21 protein-coding genes are annotated in these 18,460 nt (G+C 55.6%); 14 read left to right on the forward strand and 7 right to left on the reverse strand.

The features are described 5' to 3' along the window. Positions 1-11 precede the first annotated feature (11 nt). Genes astD through AAAH10_RS04505 form a run of 4 tightly spaced genes read right to left on the reverse strand, consistent with a single transcriptional unit; the run spans position 12 to position 5,131 of the window. Positions 12-1,514 carry a succinylglutamate-semialdehyde dehydrogenase gene (astD, locus tag AAAH10_RS04490; protein WP_343560949.1) on the reverse strand — a complete coding sequence of 501 codons (1,503 nt, stop codon included), beginning with the start codon at positions 1,512-1,514 and terminating at the stop codon, positions 12-14. Between the two features lie 34 nt (positions 1,515-1,548). Beyond that, complete coding sequence (locus tag AAAH10_RS04495; protein ID WP_343560951.1) at positions 1,549-2,601, reverse strand: arginine N-succinyltransferase; 1,053 nt, start codon at positions 2,599-2,601, stop codon at positions 1,549-1,551. Positions 2,602-2,642: 41 nt separating this feature from the next. Next, positions 2,643-3,890 (reverse strand): hydrolase, encoded by a 1,248-nt coding sequence (locus AAAH10_RS04500; RefSeq protein ID WP_343560953.1) that lies wholly within the window; start codon positions 3,888-3,890, stop codon positions 2,643-2,645. A gap of 5 nt (positions 3,891-3,895) precedes the next feature. Beyond that, positions 3,896-5,131, reverse strand: a complete 1,236-nt coding sequence (locus tag AAAH10_RS04505) for an aspartate aminotransferase family protein (protein ID WP_343560955.1) — start codon at positions 5,129-5,131, stop codon at positions 3,896-3,898. A gap of 255 nt (positions 5,132-5,386) precedes the next feature. Between AAAH10_RS04505 and AAAH10_RS04510 the strand changes: the two genes are divergently transcribed. The 9 genes from AAAH10_RS04510 (at position 5,387) to AAAH10_RS04550 (ending at position 12,143) form a co-directional block, all read left to right on the forward strand. Further along, positions 5,387-5,869 (forward strand): Lrp/AsnC family transcriptional regulator, encoded by a 483-nt coding sequence (locus AAAH10_RS04510; protein WP_343560957.1) that lies wholly within the window; start codon positions 5,387-5,389, stop codon positions 5,867-5,869. A gap of 176 nt (positions 5,870-6,045) precedes the next feature. Continuing rightward, positions 6,046-6,615 carry a cytochrome b gene (locus AAAH10_RS04515; protein ID WP_343560959.1) on the forward strand — a complete coding sequence of 190 codons (570 nt, stop codon included), beginning with the start codon at positions 6,046-6,048 and terminating at the stop codon, positions 6,613-6,615. A 50-nt stretch (positions 6,616-6,665) separates the two neighbouring features. Then, positions 6,666-7,256 carry a YceI family protein gene (locus tag AAAH10_RS04520; protein WP_343560961.1) on the forward strand — a complete coding sequence of 197 codons (591 nt, stop codon included), beginning with the start codon at positions 6,666-6,668 and terminating at the stop codon, positions 7,254-7,256. Positions 7,257-7,395: 139 nt separating this feature from the next. Further along, on the forward strand, positions 7,396-8,259 hold the full coding sequence (locus tag AAAH10_RS04525) for a DUF4743 domain-containing protein (protein WP_343560963.1): 864 nt from the start codon (positions 7,396-7,398) through the stop codon (positions 8,257-8,259). Positions 8,260-8,379: 120 nt separating this feature from the next. Then, the gene (locus AAAH10_RS04530) at positions 8,380-8,577 is read left to right on the forward strand and encodes a twin transmembrane helix small protein (protein WP_343560964.1); all 198 of its coding nucleotides are present in this window, start codon (positions 8,380-8,382) and stop codon (positions 8,575-8,577) included. A 32-nt stretch (positions 8,578-8,609) separates the two neighbouring features. Continuing rightward, on the forward strand, positions 8,610-9,194 hold the full coding sequence (locus tag AAAH10_RS04535) for a cob(I)yrinic acid a,c-diamide adenosyltransferase (RefSeq protein ID WP_343560965.1): 585 nt from the start codon (positions 8,610-8,612) through the stop codon (positions 9,192-9,194). A gap of 222 nt (positions 9,195-9,416) precedes the next feature. Further along, positions 9,417-10,166 (forward strand): electron transfer flavoprotein subunit beta/FixA family protein, encoded by a 750-nt coding sequence (locus AAAH10_RS04540; RefSeq protein WP_343560966.1) that lies wholly within the window; start codon positions 9,417-9,419, stop codon positions 10,164-10,166. A 2-nt stretch (positions 10,167-10,168) separates the two neighbouring features. Next, positions 10,169-11,101, forward strand: a complete 933-nt coding sequence (locus AAAH10_RS04545) for an electron transfer flavoprotein subunit alpha/FixB family protein (RefSeq protein ID WP_343560967.1) — start codon at positions 10,169-10,171, stop codon at positions 11,099-11,101. A gap of 148 nt (positions 11,102-11,249) precedes the next feature. After that, positions 11,250-12,143: a 3-hydroxybutyryl-CoA dehydrogenase gene (locus tag AAAH10_RS04550; RefSeq protein WP_343560969.1), complete on the forward strand. Its 894-nt coding sequence runs from the start codon at positions 11,250-11,252 to the stop codon at positions 12,141-12,143. 33 nt (positions 12,144-12,176) lie between these two features. On the opposite strand, the gene AAAH10_RS04555 is transcribed toward AAAH10_RS04550, so the two are convergent. Then, on the reverse strand, positions 12,177-12,794 hold the full coding sequence (locus AAAH10_RS04555) for a TlpA disulfide reductase family protein (protein WP_343560971.1): 618 nt from the start codon (positions 12,792-12,794) through the stop codon (positions 12,177-12,179). Here AAAH10_RS04555 and argH point away from each other — a divergent pair. Both argH and AAAH10_RS04565 read left to right on the forward strand, forming a co-directional pair. Continuing rightward, the gene (argH, locus tag AAAH10_RS04560) at positions 12,784-14,184 is read left to right on the forward strand and encodes an argininosuccinate lyase (protein ID WP_343560973.1); all 1,401 of its coding nucleotides are present in this window, start codon (positions 12,784-12,786) and stop codon (positions 14,182-14,184) included. The two genes, AAAH10_RS04555 and argH, sit on opposite strands and share 11 nt — an antisense overlap. A 41-nt stretch (positions 14,185-14,225) precedes the next feature. Beyond that, positions 14,226-14,495, forward strand: a complete 270-nt coding sequence (locus AAAH10_RS04565; RefSeq protein ID WP_343560975.1) for a hypothetical protein — start codon at positions 14,226-14,228, stop codon at positions 14,493-14,495. 21 nt (positions 14,496-14,516) lie between these two features. On the opposite strand, the gene AAAH10_RS04570 is transcribed toward AAAH10_RS04565, so the two are convergent. Further along, positions 14,517-14,891 (reverse strand): response regulator, encoded by a 375-nt coding sequence (locus AAAH10_RS04570; RefSeq protein WP_343560977.1) that lies wholly within the window; start codon positions 14,889-14,891, stop codon positions 14,517-14,519. Positions 14,892-15,037: 146 nt separating this feature from the next. Further along, positions 15,038-15,904: a zinc-ribbon domain-containing protein gene (locus AAAH10_RS04575; protein ID WP_343560979.1), complete on the reverse strand. Its 867-nt coding sequence runs from the start codon at positions 15,902-15,904 to the stop codon at positions 15,038-15,040. A gap of 303 nt (positions 15,905-16,207) precedes the next feature. Between AAAH10_RS04575 and ftsE the strand changes: the two genes are divergently transcribed. From ftsE to AAAH10_RS04590, 3 genes are read left to right on the forward strand one after another with little or no spacing between them, the layout of a single operon-like run. Further along, positions 16,208-16,912 (forward strand): cell division ATP-binding protein FtsE, encoded by a 705-nt coding sequence (gene ftsE / locus AAAH10_RS04580; RefSeq protein WP_343560981.1) that lies wholly within the window; start codon positions 16,208-16,210, stop codon positions 16,910-16,912. After that, positions 16,909-17,811, forward strand: coding sequence for a cell division protein FtsX (locus AAAH10_RS04585; protein WP_343560983.1), 903 nt, complete (start codon positions 16,909-16,911; stop codon positions 17,809-17,811). Before ftsE ends, AAAH10_RS04585 begins: the two co-directional genes overlap by 4 nt. Further along, complete coding sequence (locus AAAH10_RS04590; RefSeq protein ID WP_343560985.1) at positions 17,808-18,455, forward strand: YdcF family protein; 648 nt, start codon at positions 17,808-17,810, stop codon at positions 18,453-18,455. The genes AAAH10_RS04585 and AAAH10_RS04590 overlap by 4 nt, the downstream gene beginning before the upstream one ends. Positions 18,456-18,460: the final 5 nt, after the last annotated feature.

Raw genomic sequence — 18,460 nt, forward strand, 5'->3', positions numbered from 1 at the left:
CTGCTGTCTCCTCAGGCCTTGTTGTCAGGGAGAGTCAGGCCCGGTGCGAGCGCATCCGGCACCACAAGAGCATCCGCCTGCATGGTTGCCACGGGATAGGCCGCATAGTCTGCCGCATAGAAGGCACTCGGGCGGTGATTGCCGCTTGCTCCTGTTCCACCGAAGGGTGCTGCTCCGGATGCTCCGGTCAGAGGGCGGTTCCAGTTGACGATACCGGCCGTGCTCTCCAGCAGGAAATCATCCCACAGGGCCCTGTCATCACTGAACAGCCCCGCAGACAGACCATAGCGCGTGTTGTTCGCCTCGCGAATTGCCGCATCAAGATCGGCAACACGGATCACCTTCAACAAGGGGCCGAAATGCTCTTCATCCGGCAGGTTTTCCACCGCGGACACATCAATCAGGCCCGGTGTCAGATATGGCTTGTCCTTGTCCAGACGGCGCGCTTCACGCAGCACAACAGCCCCCTTCTCCACCAGATCGGACTGCGCCTTCAAAATGGCATCGGCAGCAGAATTGGAAACCAGCGGTCCGATGAAAGGCGGTTCACCCAGCCCGCCAGGCAGCATTTCGGGATCAGGACCAACAGAAATACCGTCCATCTGGGCCTGCAGCTCTTTGAGAAAGGCCCCGGCTTCCGGCCCGTCGACCAGAATCAGGCGGCGCGCACAGGTGCAGCGCTGCCCGGTTGTCACAAACGCGGACTGGATGGTGTTGTAGGCCGCCGCACGAAGATCCCTGACACCGTGAACGATCAGGGGATTGTTCCCCCCCATTTCCAGCGCCAGAATCTTGCCGGTCTGACCTGCAAACTGCTTGTGCAAAAGCTCACCCGTTGCAGAAGAACCGGTAAAGAACAACCCGTCTAGTTCTTCGTGTCCGGCAAGGGCAACCCCCGTCTCGCGGCCACCCGGCACCAGATTCAGCACGCCTTCGGGCAAACCGGCCTCTTCCCAGAACTTTGTCATGCGTTCGGCCACCAGCGGAGTCAGATCGCTTGGCTTGTAAACCACTGTGTTGCCCGCCAGAAAGGCAGGAATGATATGGCCATTCGGCAAATGACCCGGGAAGTTGTAGGGACCAAAAACAGCGACAACACCATGGGGCCGGTGGGAAACAACAGCCGTGACACCGCCCGGCATGTCCTTTGAAGTTACGCCTGTGCGCTTGTCGTGGGAATCAATCGACAGGGCAACCTTGCCGATCATGGCAGCAACTTCCGTGCGTGATTCCCAAAGGGTCTTTCCGGTCTCCAGCGCAATGGTACGCGCCATGTCTTCCTTGCAGGCTTCCAGAATATCGCGATAGCGCTGCACAATGGCGATGCGCTCCTGCAATGTACGGCGAGCCCAGGGTTTGAAAGCGGCACGCGCGGCCTTCATGGCCTGATCGACATCATCGGCAGAGGCTGTGCAGCCTGACCAGACCGGATCGTTTGTCAGGGGGCTGACAGAGTCCATGGTGGCGCCCTGTCCCTTTTGCCAGACTCCGTTGATATAAAGACGTCCAGACATGTCATTCACTCCTTTGGGTCTCTCGCAGACCGGCTTATCGAATTTTGAAGGGACAGAATGCGACGGCATCACCCTCTGCCAGTTTGAGACCCCTTGCAGAGTCTGCGCTCATGTGAACAGAACAGCTTCCGTCATCCTCGCGGCTCAGCTCCATCGGAATCAGCGCAAGGCGGTAGCCCTCGCGCTTCCGGTTGGTCACGATATAGAGGTTGGAAGCATCTTCGGCCGGTTCCAGCTCCCTGAAATCACGCACCAGACCATCCCTGGAATGCTGGATTGTCCGGATCGAAGAACGGTGGCATTCAACAGAGGGGCCTCCATCGAAGACATCCACATAGCCCCGCCATGCAAAGCCTTCCTTTTCCAGTAGCTTCAGGGCCGGGCTGGAAGACTTGTGGGGCTTGCCGATCACCTCCTGTGCCTCCTGCGGCAGCAGATCCATATAGATCGGATACTTCGGCATGAGATCTGAAATAAACTGGGTGCCCTCAACGGCGGAAATCTTGTCCGCATTTTCAAAGGCAATGCCAAAAAACTTTTCACCCAGATTGTCCCAGAAGGGAGAACGCCCCTCATCCGTCTGGTAACCGCGCATTTCCGCGATCACCAGATCACCGAAACGCTCCGGAAAATCGCGCATCATCAGATAGCGGCTTCTGGAGAGAAACTGTCCAACGCCAGGCTTGCGATAGTCCGGCGAAAGATAGAGCGATCCGATTTCCGTCGTCCCGGTGTAGTCGTTGACCAGAGACAGAATACGGGTGTGCTTGGTTTTCTGCAAAACGGTGGAAGCCGTTGTCAGCGTGGACAGCTTGTAGGAGTAAAAGGGGGTTTGCAGCCCGACACCGGCATAGATTGCCGTCGTCCCGATGGCTTTCTGTTTCTCTGTGTCTTCCAGCACCAGAAAGTAGACTTCGCCCCCCGGTCCCTCGACAGCATCCTTGCCGAAAGACTCAACAGAACGGGTCAGCTTTTCAACCCATGCGCCTTCATTGGCCGGCATGGAGGTCATGCCGGTACCCACAGCGCGGGAAATCTCCATCAAATCGCCCAGATCGCTCAAGCGGGCGGGTCTCAGTACCAGCATATCAAAGCCTCACTTTCACAAAATGTTGTCGATTGAATACTTTATTGATCATTGCGCCCGGGAAAGGGAACCCGGCCAGAGGCCAATCTGTGCAACAGCAGGGCACTCAGGGCAGCCCGTTCGCTCAGGGACGACGCAATCATATACTCCTGATCGGAATGCAGGTTAGCCCCGCGCACTCCCAGGGTGTCGATGTTCACAAGTCCGGCAGCCGCAAGATTGTTTCCGTCACAGCAGCCCCCTGTGGCGCGCCAGCTCACGGACTGTTCCAGACTTTCACCACAGGATCTCAGGCTTTCAAAAAAGCTCTCGAGTTCCGGTGTCATGGGCTTGGCCTGACGCCCGAAGCCCCCATGCAGCTCAAGGGAAATGCCATCCTTCTCCTGCTGGCCGGCTTCCTCCAGAAGCCTTTGCAGCGACGCTTCCGTCCAGAGCTGATCATCCGGAGAGGGAACGCGAATGTTAAAGCGACAGAGCGCAAAATCCGGAACGACATTGTTCGGCGCACCACCGGACAGGCCTGCAACGTTGATGGTCACCCCGTCGCGTTGTCCGTTCAACTGATCCAGACGGCTCATGACACGGGCCAGAGCCGTCACAGCATTGCGCCCCGCCTGGAACTCGCGTCCGGCATGGGCAGAGCGTCCGCGCACGATCAGGGTAAAATTGCCGCTGCCCTTGCGCGCACCGGCCATTGTCCCGTCTTCAAGGGCCGGTTCAAAAACCATTCCCAGATCAGCCCGCCGAGCGGCAGCAGCCAGTTCCGCAGCAGAAGACAGCGAACCGACTTCCTCATCCGGATTGATCAGGATTTCCCACCCAAGAGCACCCGCCTGATCGCTTTTCTCGAAGGCCATCAGCGCATGGAGCATCACCAGCAGGCCTCCCTTCATATCCGCAGTCCCGGGACCACGGATCAGCTCTCCGTCACGACAGCAGCTCTGGAAATGGTGATCCTTTGGAAAGACCGTGTCACAATGACCACTGAACAGAATCTTGCGATTGGCTTCACGGTGTTTTGTCAGTTTCAGCAGGGGAGCCACCTGCGAACGCCGGACAGACCCGTCCGCAGCAACATCTTCACGCTCAGGCAGGGGCACAAACTCGACCTCGGCCCCCAGGGGAGCTGCAAGCGCAACAAGTCTTTGCTGCACGCTCCTGATCCCCTCCAGATGCGTGCTGCCGGAGTTGAGATCACAGAGATCTATCAACTCCTGCTCCATCCGGTCCTGAACAGCCTGCACCGATGCAATCAGTGCCTGCTCCCTGTCTGAAAGAGACAAAACCATGGACCTCAGCCCTCCGCGCGGGCCAGCAGCGTTTCAGCCGCAGCCGCAAGACGATCGATCGCCGTATCGATTTCAGCTTCTGTGACATTCAGTGGCGGCAGCATGCGCACCTGGTTGTCACCCGATTTTGCAACCAGCATCTGGTGATCATCGCGCAGACTGACCAGCACATCCCCGTTCGGAACAACACACTTGAAACCAAGCATCAGCCCCTTGCCGGAAACGGAATCATAAACATTCGGATAGCGGGCAATCAGACCAGCCAGTTTCTCCTGCAGATAGGCCGCCCGGGACTGAACGGATTCGAGGAAGCCCTCTTCGCTCAGCAGGTCCAGAACGGCATTGCCGATCGCAGTTGCCAGCGGGTTTCCACCATAGGTGCTTCCGTGTGTTCCAAAAACCATGGCCGCAGCAGCCTTGTCGTTGGCAAGACAGGCTCCCAGGGGGAAACCACCGCCGATACCCTTTGCCAGGGACATGATATCAGGTTCCACACCATACCACTGATGGGCAAAGAGCTTGCCTGTGCGACCCATCCCGCACTGAACTTCATCCACCATCATCAGGATATCGTGCTCATCGCAAAGACGGCGCACACCCCTGAAGAAGGCTTCATCAGCCGGACGGATACCGCCTTCACCCTGGACAGGTTCCAGAATCACACCTGCAGTCTGCTCCGTAATCGCGGCTTCCAGAGCAGCCAGATCACCGTAAGGCACCTGATCAAAGCCCTCGTCTTCCATCAGGAAGCCCTTCATGTGCGCCGGATTGCCGCCCGCTCCGACCGTCGCGATTGTCCGGCCGTGGAATGCACTGCTGAAGCCGATGATCCGGTTTTTGACACAGTTGTGTCCGGCAGCTTCAGCTTTGACAGCCTGGTACTTGCGAATGGCCTTCAGGCCGCACTCGTTTGATTCCGCGCCGGAGTTGGTAAAGAAAACCTTGGTCGCAAAGGACTGCTCACACAGGCGGGTTGCCAGACGTTCGGCCTGGGGAATGCGGAACATGTTCGAAAGGTGCCAGACCTTTTCAGAGGCCTCCTGCAGCGCCTTCACAAGATAGGGATGGTTGTGCCCGAAAGCAGACACCGCAATCCCGGAATAGAAGTCCAGATAGTCCTTGCCGTCATTGCCGTGCAACCAGACACCCCTGCCACTTTCAAAGGCAAGATTTGGCGGGCTGTAGGTCGCCATCATGGCTTCGCGACCAAGCAATACAGAGGGTGGTGTCGGGGTGGACATAATATACAGACTCCTGTCTTGGCCAGCCCGCACCCGCGAGCGGCCCTGTGTCATTTCTCCTGAAAAAGGATACAGAAGATTCTTCGAAATGAGCTTTCTTATTCACTATGAAAAAGCGCATAATCTGCCTAGAATTAAAGCACCATGAAATATTCTGCATCACAGGAAAACATTGAAAACAGCGCCTCTTCAAAAGAAAAATCAAGATAAATAATTGATAAAAATAAATAATATCTTCGCACCAAGGACATGCACATGAACGATGAACAGAAGCTGGACCGCATTGACAGAAAGATTCTGTCAATCCTTCAGAGCAATGCACGAATCAGCAATCAGCAACTGTCCGAAGAGGTCGGCCTGTCACCCAGCTCCTGCCTGAAAAGAACGCGACGGCTGGAAGATGCCGGCCTGCTTGGCCCCTATCTCGCGTCCATCAACCTTGATTCTCTCTGCCGAAGCGTCACTGTACTCGCAACCGTCGTACTCAAAGACCACACCAAGGAAGCCTTCATCGCCTTTCAGAAGCACGCCAATTCCATCCCGGAGGTCCTCGAGTGCTACATGGTCAGCGGGTCCTTTGACTTTTTCCTGCGGATCGTTGCCGCAGACATGAACAGCTACAACCACATCAATGACCGACTGCTTGATTCCGATGTCGGCGTCCTGAAAGTCAGCAGTCATGTTGTCCTGAACCAGAGCAAAAGCTTTGAAGGCTTTCCTCTGGAACGTTTACTCTGATGTCCCAAAGCGTCGTCCGGCAGACAAATTGTTTCCCGAACAGAAACAGTTTTTCTTTTATTCGCCCCCTACACCCGACAGAAATTCCATCTTAGTTTAGCATCAGACTCGAAAAACGAATGCCCGATCCCATCTTGAAAAGGGCCATCACGAACTGTTGAAGCGGGAGTGAAGTTATGTCACTGAAGAACACAGCCACACGCTACGGAAGCGTCGCTCGCGCGCTGCACTGGTCCATGGCGCTTCTCATCATCACCCTGATTGCCATGGGTTTCTGGATGGGAACACTGAGCGAAATCAGTGAGATTATCTATTACGTCAACCTGCACAAATCACTTGGCATTATCGCACTTTTCCTCGGAATTCTGCGCATTGTCTGGCGTTTTGTTTCCCCGCCTCCTCCGCTTCCGGCCGATCAGCCTGCCCATGAAAAGCTTGCAGCCCACACGGCCCATCTGGCGCTCTATCTGATGTTCATTGTGCAACCTGCAGTCGGCATCGTGCATTCCTGGGCGACAGGCTATCCCATCGTATTTTTCAACATTTCCCCCCTTCCTGCACTGATGGCCCCGGACAAAGGGCTTGCAGAAATTCTGGGAGCAACCCACTTCTATGTTGGTTGGGCTTTAGTGTTCGTTATTGCGGCTCATGCTGCTGCGGCCCTCAAGCACCATTTTATCGACAAAGATGATGTGCTCCTCAGAATGTTGCCTCACCGCGCCCCCCAAAACGGGCGTGACGAGTAATCCTTCGCCAAATCGTTGGACAACACGCAAACAGAAAGGAGCACCACAAGATGGAAACAAGCTCTATGAAAATGACGTTGAGACTTCTGGCCTCAGTTCTCTTTATCATTCTGGCCATTGCCTTTATCGGCCGTTCACATGCACAGGCTGCCCCCCTCTGGACCCTGACAGATGACAGCTCTGTCGGCTTTACAGCCGAGCAAAGCGGTGCACCGGTGCCAGGAAAATTTGAAGAGTTCTCAAGCGAGATCAAGTTCCACCCGGACCAGCTGGACAGCAGCAGCATTCGCGTTGTGATCCAGACAGGCTCTGTCAACACCGAGGACAACTCCCGCGATGGCACGATCCGTTCCGGCTCCTTCTTTGACAGCGACAGCCACCCGGAAGCGACCTTTGAAGCCAGCAGCTTTGAAAAAACCGGCGACGACCAGTTTGTTGCCAAAGGCACGCTGAACCTGCGCGGCACAAGCAACCCGCTGGAGCTGCCCTTTACCGCCTCGGTTGAAAACGGCGTTCTGAAAGCCAGCGGTTCAACAACCCTTGAACGTCTCGACTATGGCGTCGGGATTGGCGAATGGGCCTCCACGGCTGTTGTTTCCAATACTGTTGAAATCAACTTCGACATCATCGGGAACCAGTAACTGTCGCAAGCTCGGCCAGAGCTTGTCTTTCATGTGAGTTTGATGATCAGCCTGCCTGTTTCACCACAGGCAGGTTTTTCTTTGTTCCGGAGAAAAAGCATCCTTGGCATCCGGCTTGCCGTTGTTGTAGCGTCCTGCCATGACACTCCTTAAGCACATAGACATTTGTAACCACTGGGTCCCCGGCGACTATTCCCCCTGGTATATCGGGAACACGCGACAGGGCTGGCTCAAACACGATTTTTCCGAAACCCTGCTCCAGTACCCCGAGCTCTTTGTGAGCCACGGCGAGGGCCTGCAGCTCGCACCGGCGCTCGACACATTCGAAAGCCGGACGAGCACCGTTCAGGGCCTTCTGACAGAACTGGCCCGGCAGGAGAAAATTCCCGCTCTGCGCAACGAACCCTTTGCCGTGCGGCAACAGTGGGATGCCCCTGCACTCATGACCCTTGATCGCGGAGCCGCAGGAATTTTCGGCATCCGGGGCTATGGCGTCCACATGAACGGCTTTGTGCGCAGGGGGAACGAATTGCTGCTCTGGGTCGGCAGACGCGCGGAGGACAAGCTCTCCGCTCCGGGCAAGCTGGATCACATCGTTGCAGGCGGACAGCCCTATGGACTGAGTCTGCAGGAAAACCTCATCAAGGAAGCGGAAGAAGAGGCCGACATTTCGCGGGAACTGGCAGGGAAGGCGATTCCCTGCGGCATGCTCAGCTATCGCTGCGAGCGCGAGGACGGACTGAGGGATGATCACATCTTCTGCTTTGATCTGGAGCTTCCCGAGAGCTTTGTTCCCCGCAATATAGACGGCGAGGTTGCAGGTTTCGAGCTTTGGTCTGCTGAAGATGTTCTTGAAAACCTTCGCGAAACAGAAGACTTCAAATACAATGTCGCCCTGGTGCTTCTGCACTTCATGATCAGACATGGCGTCCTCTCCCCGGATGAGACAGGCTACACCGAGCTGGTTCAGGGTCTGTCACGCATTCCGGCCGAGCCAGTTTAACAAAAGTGGTGCGCCAGTTTTTTTTGTCACGGCCACTAATCCGGTTGGAAGCAGAGGCGTAAAGTGCAAGGATCACGAAGCAAGCCACCAGTAACAACCTGATACAAAAGGACAGATTTCATGGATATTATTCTGAATATCTTGATTTTCCTCTCTCTGGGCGTTGTTGTGTTCGTGCTCTTCGGTGGTCTGATTTCCATGGCCCGCGGCAATCATGAAAAATCAAACATCATGATGCGCTATCGGGTGATTGCGCAGGCCGGAGCCCTTGCCGTGATCGCGATCAGCCTCTGGCTCAAGCAGGCTGGCGCAGACTAGGCACAACACCCCTTCATAACGTGGAGAACAGCATGGTTCAGCTGACCAGAATCTATACGCGCGGCGGAGACAAGGGAAAGACCTCTCTGGGAAGCGGCCAGCGCGTTGCCAAACACGACCTGCGTGTGGACGCCTATGGCTCTGTCGATGAAGCCAACGCGATCCTCGGAATCGTGCGCCTTCATACAGGAGACTCCGGTGATTCCAGCCTCCGGGAAATGGATGCTGTTCTGAGCCGGGTCCAGAATGATCTCTTTGATCTCGGGGCTGATCTCTGCACGCCTGAAATCGAGAATCCGGAATACCCGCCCCTGCGGGTTACAGCCCCCCAGGTCGACGCTCTTGAAGGCTTCATTGACGTCTACAATGAAAAGCTGGAACCCCTGAATTCCTTCATTCTTCCGGGCGGCAGCCCTGCAGCGGCCTACCTCCACCAGGCCCGCACTGTCACCCGCCGTGCAGAGCGCCTTGTTTCGGCCCTGTCCGACCGCGACGAGATCAACCAGCAGGCCCTGCGCTATCTGAACAGGCTCTCCGATCTGCTCTTCGTTCTGTCGCGCGCCGCCAATGAAAACGGCCGCAAGGACGTGCTGTGGGTTCCGGGCAAGAACCGCTAATGCGAGAGCTAATCCGATCACGAAACGAGGATTGGTCGTAATCGGTCAATCTTCTCCTTCAGGAAGTCGCAAAAAAGCACGAATGAGATCATTTTCCATGCTGTGATCCGAGATGATTGACAGCCTCTTTTACGCCGCCTATGGTTTCCGCGAATTGGAGGCTTGCAGGGCACTTTTTAGCCAGGTGTTCTGCGAACGAAAAAATAGCAAGGATCCCTCTCGATGAAAGTTCTCGTCCCGATTAAACGAGTCATCGACGCAAACGTTCAGGTCCGCGTTAAAGCTGACCAGAGCGGCGTTGAACTGACAAACGTCAAAATGGCCATGAACCCGTTCTGCGAAATCGCCGTGGAACAGGCCGTGCGCATGAAGGAAGCAGGAACAGCAACAGAAGTTGTTCTGGTTTCCGTTGGCAACCAGTCTGCACAGGAAACACTGCGCGCAGGTCTGGCAATGGGTGCTGATCGTGGCGTTCACGTTCAGACTGATGACGATCTGGAGCCACTGGCAGTTGCCAAGCTGCTGAAAGCTGTTGTCGAGAAAGAAGAAGCCGGTCTGGTTGTTCTGGGTAAACAGGCAATCGACGGCGACAACAACCAGACCGGTCAGATGCTGTCCGCACTGCTCGGCTGGTCCCAGGGTACATTCATTTCCGAAATGGAACTGGCTGGCGACACAGTCAAGGTAACCCGTGAAGTTGACGGCGGCCTGCAGAAGGTTGACATCAAGATGCCTGCCATCCTGACCGTTGACCTGCGCCTGAACGAGCCGCGCTTTGCGTCCCTGCCAAACATCATGAAAGCCAAGAAAAAGCCGATTGATGCCATGAGCGCAGCTGATCTGGGTGTCGATGTTGCTCCCCGCCTGAAGGTTCTGAAGGTTGAAGAGCCTGCTGCACGTGCTGCCGGTGTCAAGGTTGCAAACGTCGCTGAACTCGTCGACAAACTGAAAAACGAAGCAAAGGTGATCTGATCATGTCCATTCTTGTGATTGCCGAACACGACAATGCTGAACTGAAAGGTTCAACACTGAACACTGTTGCTGCTGCAAACGCCATTGGCGGCGACGTACACATCCTGGTTGCTGGTGCCGGCTGTGGTGCTGTTGCCGAACAGGCTGCCAAGGTTGCCGGTGTTTCCAAGGTCCTGAACGCTGATTCTGCCGAATACGAAAACCAGCTGGCTGAAAACGTTGCTCCGCTGATCGCGAAGCTCGCTTCCGGTTACAGCCACGTTCTGGCTTCTGCGACAACAAACGGCAAGAACATCCTGCCACGTGCCGCTGCACTGCTGGATGTTCAGCAAATCTCCGACATTGCCGGTGTCGAATCTGCGGACACCTTTGTGCGTCCGATCTATGCCGGCAACGCTCTGGCAACCGTTCAGTCCTCTGACTCCATCAAGCTGATCACAGTGCGCTCCACAGCTTTCGAAGCTGTTGCTGCCGAAGGTGGTTCCGCTGCTGTTGAAGCCGCTGACGCAACGGGTGATGCAGGCCTGTCCAGCTTCGTTTCTGCCGAACTGACAAAGTCCGATCGTCCTGAACTGACTTCTGCCGGCATCGTGATTTCCGGTGGTCGCGGCATGCAGAGCGGTGACAACTTTGCCATGCTCGAGAAGGTTGCTGACAAGCTGGGTGCAGCTGTTGGCGCATCCCGTGCTGCTGTTGATGCCGGTTACGTTCCAAACGACTACCAGGTCGGTCAGACCGGCAAGGTTGTTGCTCCGGATCTTTACATCGCCGTTGGTATCTCCGGCGCGATCCAGCACCTTGCAGGCATGAAAGACTCCAAGTACATCGTTGCAATCAACAAGGACGAAGATGCTCCGATCTTCCAGGTTGCAGACTACGGTCTGGTCGCAGACCTCTTCGACGCTGTACCTGCTCTGGAAGCCGAGCTGGGCTAAGTTACGCCTGTACAAGGCACCAGGAAAAACGGGGCTGACTTGTTTCAGCTCCGTTTTTTTTTGCGCTCATACAAAGCCTCTGTTTAAACTACAGCCAAACAGGAAGTTCATCTGCAAGGATAGCAGTTTGAAAACAGAGGGTCCCGACATGACGATCACATCAATTGAGCAGATTTCGACCATTGGCGTTATTGGTGCAGGACAGATGGGCAACGGCATTGCCCATGTCTTTGCCCTGGCCGGCTATGATGTGGTGCTGGTTGATATCAATCAGGAGCAGCTGGACAGGGCTCGCGACAGCATCCGGAACAACATGACCCGGCAGGTCAGCAAGGACCGGATCACCAAGGACGAGATGGAAAGCGCCCTGGAACGTCTCAAGACCTCCAGTGACAATCAGGCTCTTGCACCGACAGACCTCGTGATCGAGGCAGCAACCGAGGACGAAGCCATCAAGAAGGAGATCCTCAAGAGCATCTGTCCGATTCTCAAGCCGGATACCCTGCTGGCGACGAACACCTCGTCGATTTCCATCACACGTCTGGCAGCGGTAACGGATCGCCCCGAACGCTTCATGGGCATGCACTTCATGAATCCCGTTCCTGTCATGCAACTGGTCGAACTCATCCGCGGTATCGCCACTTCGCCGGAGACCTATAGTCTGGTTCAGGCGCTGACAGAAAAGCTGGGCAAAACCCATGCCTCTTCCGAGGACTTTCCGGCCTTTATCGTCAACCGTGTTCTTATGCCCATGATCAATGAAGCGATCTATACACTCTATGAAGGTGTGGGAACCGTTCAGTCCATTGATACAGCCATGAAGCTGGGCGCAAACCATCCGATGGGGCCACTTGAACTGGCCGATTTCATCGGTCTGGACACCTGCCTGTCCATCATGACAGTGCTCTATGACGGTCTGGCAGACAGCAAATACCGCCCCTGCCCGCTTCTGGTGAAGTATGTCGAAGCAGGATGGCTCGGCAAGAAGAGCGAGCGTGGCTTCTACGATTATCGCGAGGATCCACCCGTTCCAACGCGATAGGCAGACGCCACAGCCCGCCCTGCTGACTGACCTCTAGAGCGAATCGTAGTATTCAACCAGTTTGAGAACCTCCGGACGGTCCCATTCAAAGGGGCCGAACAGAGCGCCAACAACATTGCCGGCCTTGTTGATCAGGAAAGTCGAGGGCATAACCTGAAGCTTGAAGGCCCCTGCCAGCTGGTTGTTGTCATCCTTGTAGACATCCAGGTGATTCAGGCTCAGTTTCTGAAAGAATTCCCTCGGGACACTCAGATCCCCCCGGTCCACGGAAACAGTCACAACACGCAGCTTGTCCTTGCCCGCTTTTTCCTGCAGGCGATCGAGTGACGGCATTTCCTTGACACAGGGTGCACACCAGGTTGCCCAGAAATTGAGGAGCGTCACCTGCCCTTCAAAATCCTTGAGTTGAACTGGCTGTCCATTTTCGTCTAGAAAGGACGCCTGAGGAGCTGGAACCAGCTGATCGATCACCGTATAGTTCTGCACCAGTTGACCTTCCAGAGGCACAGACTGGGCCGATGCGCCCTGCACTGAAAAGGCGGACAGAACAAGCCCTGCAGTCACAACGGCTTTTGCGGCAAGACGGGATACAACAGAAGAAACAGCCCTTCGCGGGGCCAGGGAACAAGTGGAAAAAGCGATGAGCGACATGACGAAAAAATCCTCCAATGCCATGTGGGGTGGACGCTTTGCAGTAGGTCCGTCAGAAGTGATGGAGAAGATCAATGCCTCCATCGATTTTGACAAACGCCTCTATCGCGAAGACATTGCTGGTTCGAAAGCTCACTGCGCAATGCTTGTAAAACAGGGCATTATCTCTGCTGAAGATGGGGAATCCATTCAAAAAGGTCTAGACACAATTCTGCGAGAAATTGCTGAAGGCCACTTTGAGTTCTCGGCTGCGCTGGAAGATATCCACATGAACGTGGAGTCCCGCCTGCGCGATCTTATCGGTGACGCAGCAGGCCGGTTGCACACAGCGCGTTCCAGAAACGATCAGGTTGCCGTTGATTTCCGCCTCTGGGTTCGCGGAGCAGCAGACGAGCTCGACAAGCAGCTGGGCCTGCTGCTCGAAGCCCTGATTGATCAGGCCGAAGAAAACCATGACGCCATCATGCCCGGCTACACACACCTTCAGGCCGCACAGCCCGTCACCTTTGGCCACCATCTGCTGGCCTATGCCGAAATGCTGGGCCGCGATCGCAGCCGTCTGCGTGACTGCCGTGCACGCATGAACGAATGTCCGCTTGGTGCTGCCGCCCTGGCGGGGACCTCTTTCCCGATTGACCGTTTTGCCACTGCAGAAGCCCTTGGCTTCGACCGCCCGACAGCAAACTCGATGGATTCTGTTTCCGATCGCGATTTTGCCCTGGAATTCCTGTCTCTGGGTTCCATTCTCGGCATGCACCTCTCCCGCATGGCGGAAGAGTTTGTGATCTGGTGCTCCGAGGGTTTCCGTTTTGTCGAGCTGTCCGATGCCTTCACAACCGGCAGCTCCATCATGCCGCAAAAGAAAAACCCGGACGCCGCCGAACTGATCCGCGGCAAAGTCGGGCGCGTCATGGGCTCCCTCAACACCTTGCTGGTCGTCATGAAGGGCTTGCCCATGACCTATGGCAAGGACATGCAGGAAGACAAGGAACCGGTCTTTGATGCCGCAGACACCCTGATTCTCTGTGTGACCGCCATGGCCGGCATGGTTCGGGACATGAAGTCCAACCGCGAGCGCATGATGGCGGCAACCTCCGCCGGCTTCCTGACCGCAACAGACCTGGCTGACTGGCTTGTTCGCGTTCTGGGCTTGCCCTTCCGCGATGCCCACCATGTCACAGGCACCCTGGTCAAAATGGCCGAAGACAAGGGACTGGATATCGCAGATCTCTCACTGGAAGAAATGCAATCGGTTGAATCACGGATCACAGATGATATCTTCTCTGTGCTGACTGTTGAAGCCTCTGCACAGAGCCGCACAAGCTATGGCGGTACAGCGCCAACAATGGTAAAAGCAGCAGCAGAAGCAGCACGCAAACGTCTGCTGTAACAGCAGAATTCAGGCAGAACAGACAGAAGAGGCTTTTTGGAATGAACAAAGGACAGAAACACACCGGACTGTCGTCACGGAGCCTCTTCATCCTGTCCCTGATCGCTCTTTTCGGTGTGACAGCCTGCGGAAAGGTCGGCAACCTTAAGAGACCGGAAGGGGATGCGCCCTATCCAAGGGAATACCCTGCGCCACAATCACAGGTTCCCACAAACAGGAGCAGTGAACCCGTTCAGCAAACCACTCCTGACGTTTCCAGCGGAATTCTCATTCACGGCAGAAACAGCAATACAAAGACAACAACCTACTGACTGTCTTGAAGACAACCCGTTTCAGGAAAAAACACTGCCGGTCTGCACAGCCTGATCAACCGCTTCGAGCATTTCATCAAGTTCAAAGGGCTTGCAAATGACGGAGTGGACCAGATCATCAAGGTTTCTGGCGCGATCACGCTCATCCGGATAGCCCGTCATCAGGATAATCGGAACGGCAGGACAGTCCCGGGCCACTCTCAAGGCAAGACCGATACCATCAAGCCCGGGCATGACAATGTCCGTGATCAGAAGGTCATATCCACAGCCCTGCAGGGCTCCAAGAGCCTCGGTCCCGTCCACAACGGCTACGACCTCATGCCCCCTGGCATGAAGCACCTTGTGCAGCAGTGTTCTTTGAACTTCATCGTCTTCAGCAATCAGAATACGCGCCATTCAAGCGACTCCCGACCCATCCCAATAGTTAAGATATTATTAACCACATATGGGGACGACGGAAGCAAAAAGCAAAAGCCCCGGTGGATCTGTCCTGTCCTCCGGGGCTGTATCTGCGTTCAAATCACAAATTTTATCATTCCTGATCAGGATGTTGGCTCAAAATCCGGTTCCTTCAGGGACTGCTCGTCACTGACAAAAATTGTAACGACATTTGAAGCGCCTTCAGTCGATGTCAGCGAGATTGTGAAGTTCTGGAACTGCCCCGGCTCCAGATGGGCCGGTTCCATTTGCAGGGTTTTGCGTGTCAGTGCGACACCCTCGCGATCCAGAAGGGAAGCCTGCAGTTTGGGAATAATCACATCCAGTTCGGTGATGTTCTGGATCTGACCGGAAATCACAATCAGGCTTTCGCCATTGTCACCACGACCCCGCTCCGTCTTCATATTGACCAGATCAAGGCCTTCACCCACCGGGAAAACAGGGATTCCCGCCAGATCATAAAGCTTCATGGCCTTGGGATAGAAGGTCACAATTTCCTTGCGGCCGTACCACAAACCTGCCCCGGTTCCTCCGATGATCAACAGCAACAGCACCCAGGCCAGAGCAGCACCGCCCCGTTTCCCGGTCTGCTTTGCTGCCTTGCCCTTTGCAGCGGGCTTTGGCTTCTTTCTTTTACGGGTTTCGAGCTCTTCAGGCTCGACAAAGTCATCCAGTGGCGGAGCAGAATCCAGCGGAGGGCGATCCCTGCCGGGTTCGTGTTCGGTTTCAGCCCCGGACTGTTCCCCTTCAGCATCCCCGTCTTGCGCATCATAGTCCCCGGCAGGCATCCCCATGTCTTCTGCCCAGTCAGGCGCTTCTTCCTCAACAGGCTGATCCTCAACCGGGTCCTGAACGGGGTCCTGAAACCAGACAGCCTGACATTCGCTGCAGCGTAACTTACGACCTTTGGGCTCCAGCAGCTTCGGGTCCAGGCGAAACTGTGAACCACAATCGGGACAATCAATAACCATGATCGCAAAAGATCCTGTGTCTACTCGTTATTTAAGGACAGCAACGGACGAATTATGCCGGACCAAAGATTGCGGAATCCTTTTCAGAAAGTCACAAAATTCGATCTTTATTGCATTCGGGGCAACAGAATACTGATCCAGCCCTTTTTCGTCCATTGATTAGTCGGCAAATTAAATGACAAAACAGGGATGCCACTTTGCGACGCATTGAAACTATGCCATTGTTTCGCCCATAAAAAAGGCTACGCCTTTCGCAATCCGGTTTGATCGCATCCCCCCAACCTCCTACCAGCAGGCTCTAAAGTGGTTCGATTTGAAGATGTCTCCCTCCGCTACGGGAATGGACCTGAAATTCTGAAATCAGTGAACCTGTCTCTGGAGCCGGGATCGTTCCACTTCATTGTTGGTCCCAGTGGCGCCGGGAAGTCATCCCTGATGAAGCTCATGTATCTCGCCCACCACCCCAGCAAGGGGCGCGTGACACTCTTCGGACGTGATACCCGGGAGATGTCCCGTCAGGACATGGCCAACATCCGCCGCAGAATTGGTATTGTCTTTCAGGATTTTCGCCTGCTTGATCACCTCAGCGCACTTGAGAACGTCGCCCTGCCCCTGACCATCACAGGGCAGCCGCTGGAAAAGGTTCGCAAGAATGTGACAGAGCTTTTGACCTGGGTGGGGCTGGCCGACTTTCTGGATGCAAAACCACCGACGCTCTCTGGCGGCCAGCAGCAAAGGGTTGCCATTGCCCGCGCCGTCATCGCACGCCCCAATCTTCTGATCGCCGACGAGCCGACCGGGAATGTCGACAACGCCATTGCGGAGCGTCTGCTGTTCCTGTTTGAAGAGCTGAACAAACGCGGCACGACAATTGTTGTGGCAACGCACAGTGATTCCCTGATTCGCCGGTTCAACCGCCCGATTTTCCGTCTGGCACACGGTGAGGTTCACCTGGATTACCCGAGTGTTGACAGAGCCCGGAAACCGAAGGAGAGCCAGACGCCATGATCTCTTCCTTCCTCTCGCGCAGCCACTCTGTTCCCCTCGACAATGATGCTTCAAGCAGGCTTCTGCCCTGGCTGATTGCCCTGATGGTCTTTCTGGCATCCCTTGCGATGGTCGTGGCCTTTTCCATGACAAAGCTTGCAGATCGCTGGGACAGTTCCCTCTCCAGGGGACTGACCATTCAGGTTCCATCCGGTTCGACCGAGGCTGAGCGCAACTTCACACGCGAGCAGATGGACAAGCTCGCACAGCGCCTTGAAGGCATAGAGGGTGTGTCTGCCGTCGCAATTCTGGGCGATGCGGAACTTGAACGCATGCTCGCACCCTGGCTGGGTACGGAAATCCTGATTCAGGACCTGCCCATCCCCTTTCTGATCTCCGTCGAGCTCGACAGTCTGGAAGGACGTCTTGTCGACGAGATTCGCAAGGCGGTCTCCGCCATTATTCCCTCCGCGGCAATCGATGATCACCAGCGCTGGATGCGCAGCCTGCTTAATCTGGCTGAAACCATCAAGCTTGTGGCTTTCCTGACGGTTTTTCTGGTCACAGGTGCGGCTGTTGTCATGGTGGTTCTGGTCACGCGCATGAGTCTGGCCATTCACTTCAAGCTGGTTGAGCTCTTTCACCAGATGGGCGCCTATGACAGCTTTATCGCCCTGAGATTCCAGCGACATGCCTTGCGCCTGAGCCTGCTGGGAGGACTGATGGGTCTTTTCCTGACAGGTGTCACCGTGGCGGTGATGAGCTATTTTATGGGGCAGGCCAACACCGCACTTCTTCCGCAGCTGACACTGACGTCATGGGAGTGGGCAGTTCTCGCACTCTTTCCCATCTCCGCCGGTCTCATTGCCATGATCACCGCCAGAGCCACAGTTCTGCGTTCTCTGGAAGAAATGCCATGAGACATGTTTTCAGAAGGGAACGGCACTCCGGCCTGACAGGTCGCCTGATCTGGCTGGCCCTCGTGGCACTGGTTCTTGCCTGGGGGCTGGGCTTTCTGTCCTATGCCGACGACCTGCCGGCTGTCATTGACGATGCAGACAGTTCCAGCGATGCCATCGTCGTTCTCACCGGCGGGACAAGTCGCATCAGTACAGGGCTGGACCTGCTCTCGGAAGGCAAGGCCGACAAGCTTTTCATATCCGGCGTCTACAAGGGCGTGGAGGTTCGCGAACTGCTTGAATCGGATCAGCACACCCCTGAAAGGCTCGAATGCTGCATTGTCCTCGGCTATCAGGCCGATGATACCCGGGGCAATGCTGCGGAAACCCGGCAGTGGGCCCGGGACAACAGCATCACATCCATTCGTCTGGTCACCGCGGCCTATCACATGCCGCGGAGCCTGCTGGAATTCAGGCACAGCATGCCGGATGTCACCCTGATCCCCCATCCTGTCTTTCCCCCGCATGTCAAGCAGCAGGACTGGTGGCTCTGGCCCGGCAGCAGCTGGCTGATTCTGTCGGAGTACAACAAATATTTGCTCGCACAGATTCGCATTTGGATCACAGACATGCTAGACCCTCTTTTCTCGTCTGACCAACAGTGATCTTT

It is taken from the genome of Carbonatibacter coralli, from assembly GCF_039592655.1.
GTDB lineage: Bacteria > Pseudomonadota > Alphaproteobacteria > Kiloniellales > Kiloniellaceae > Carbonatibacter > Carbonatibacter coralli.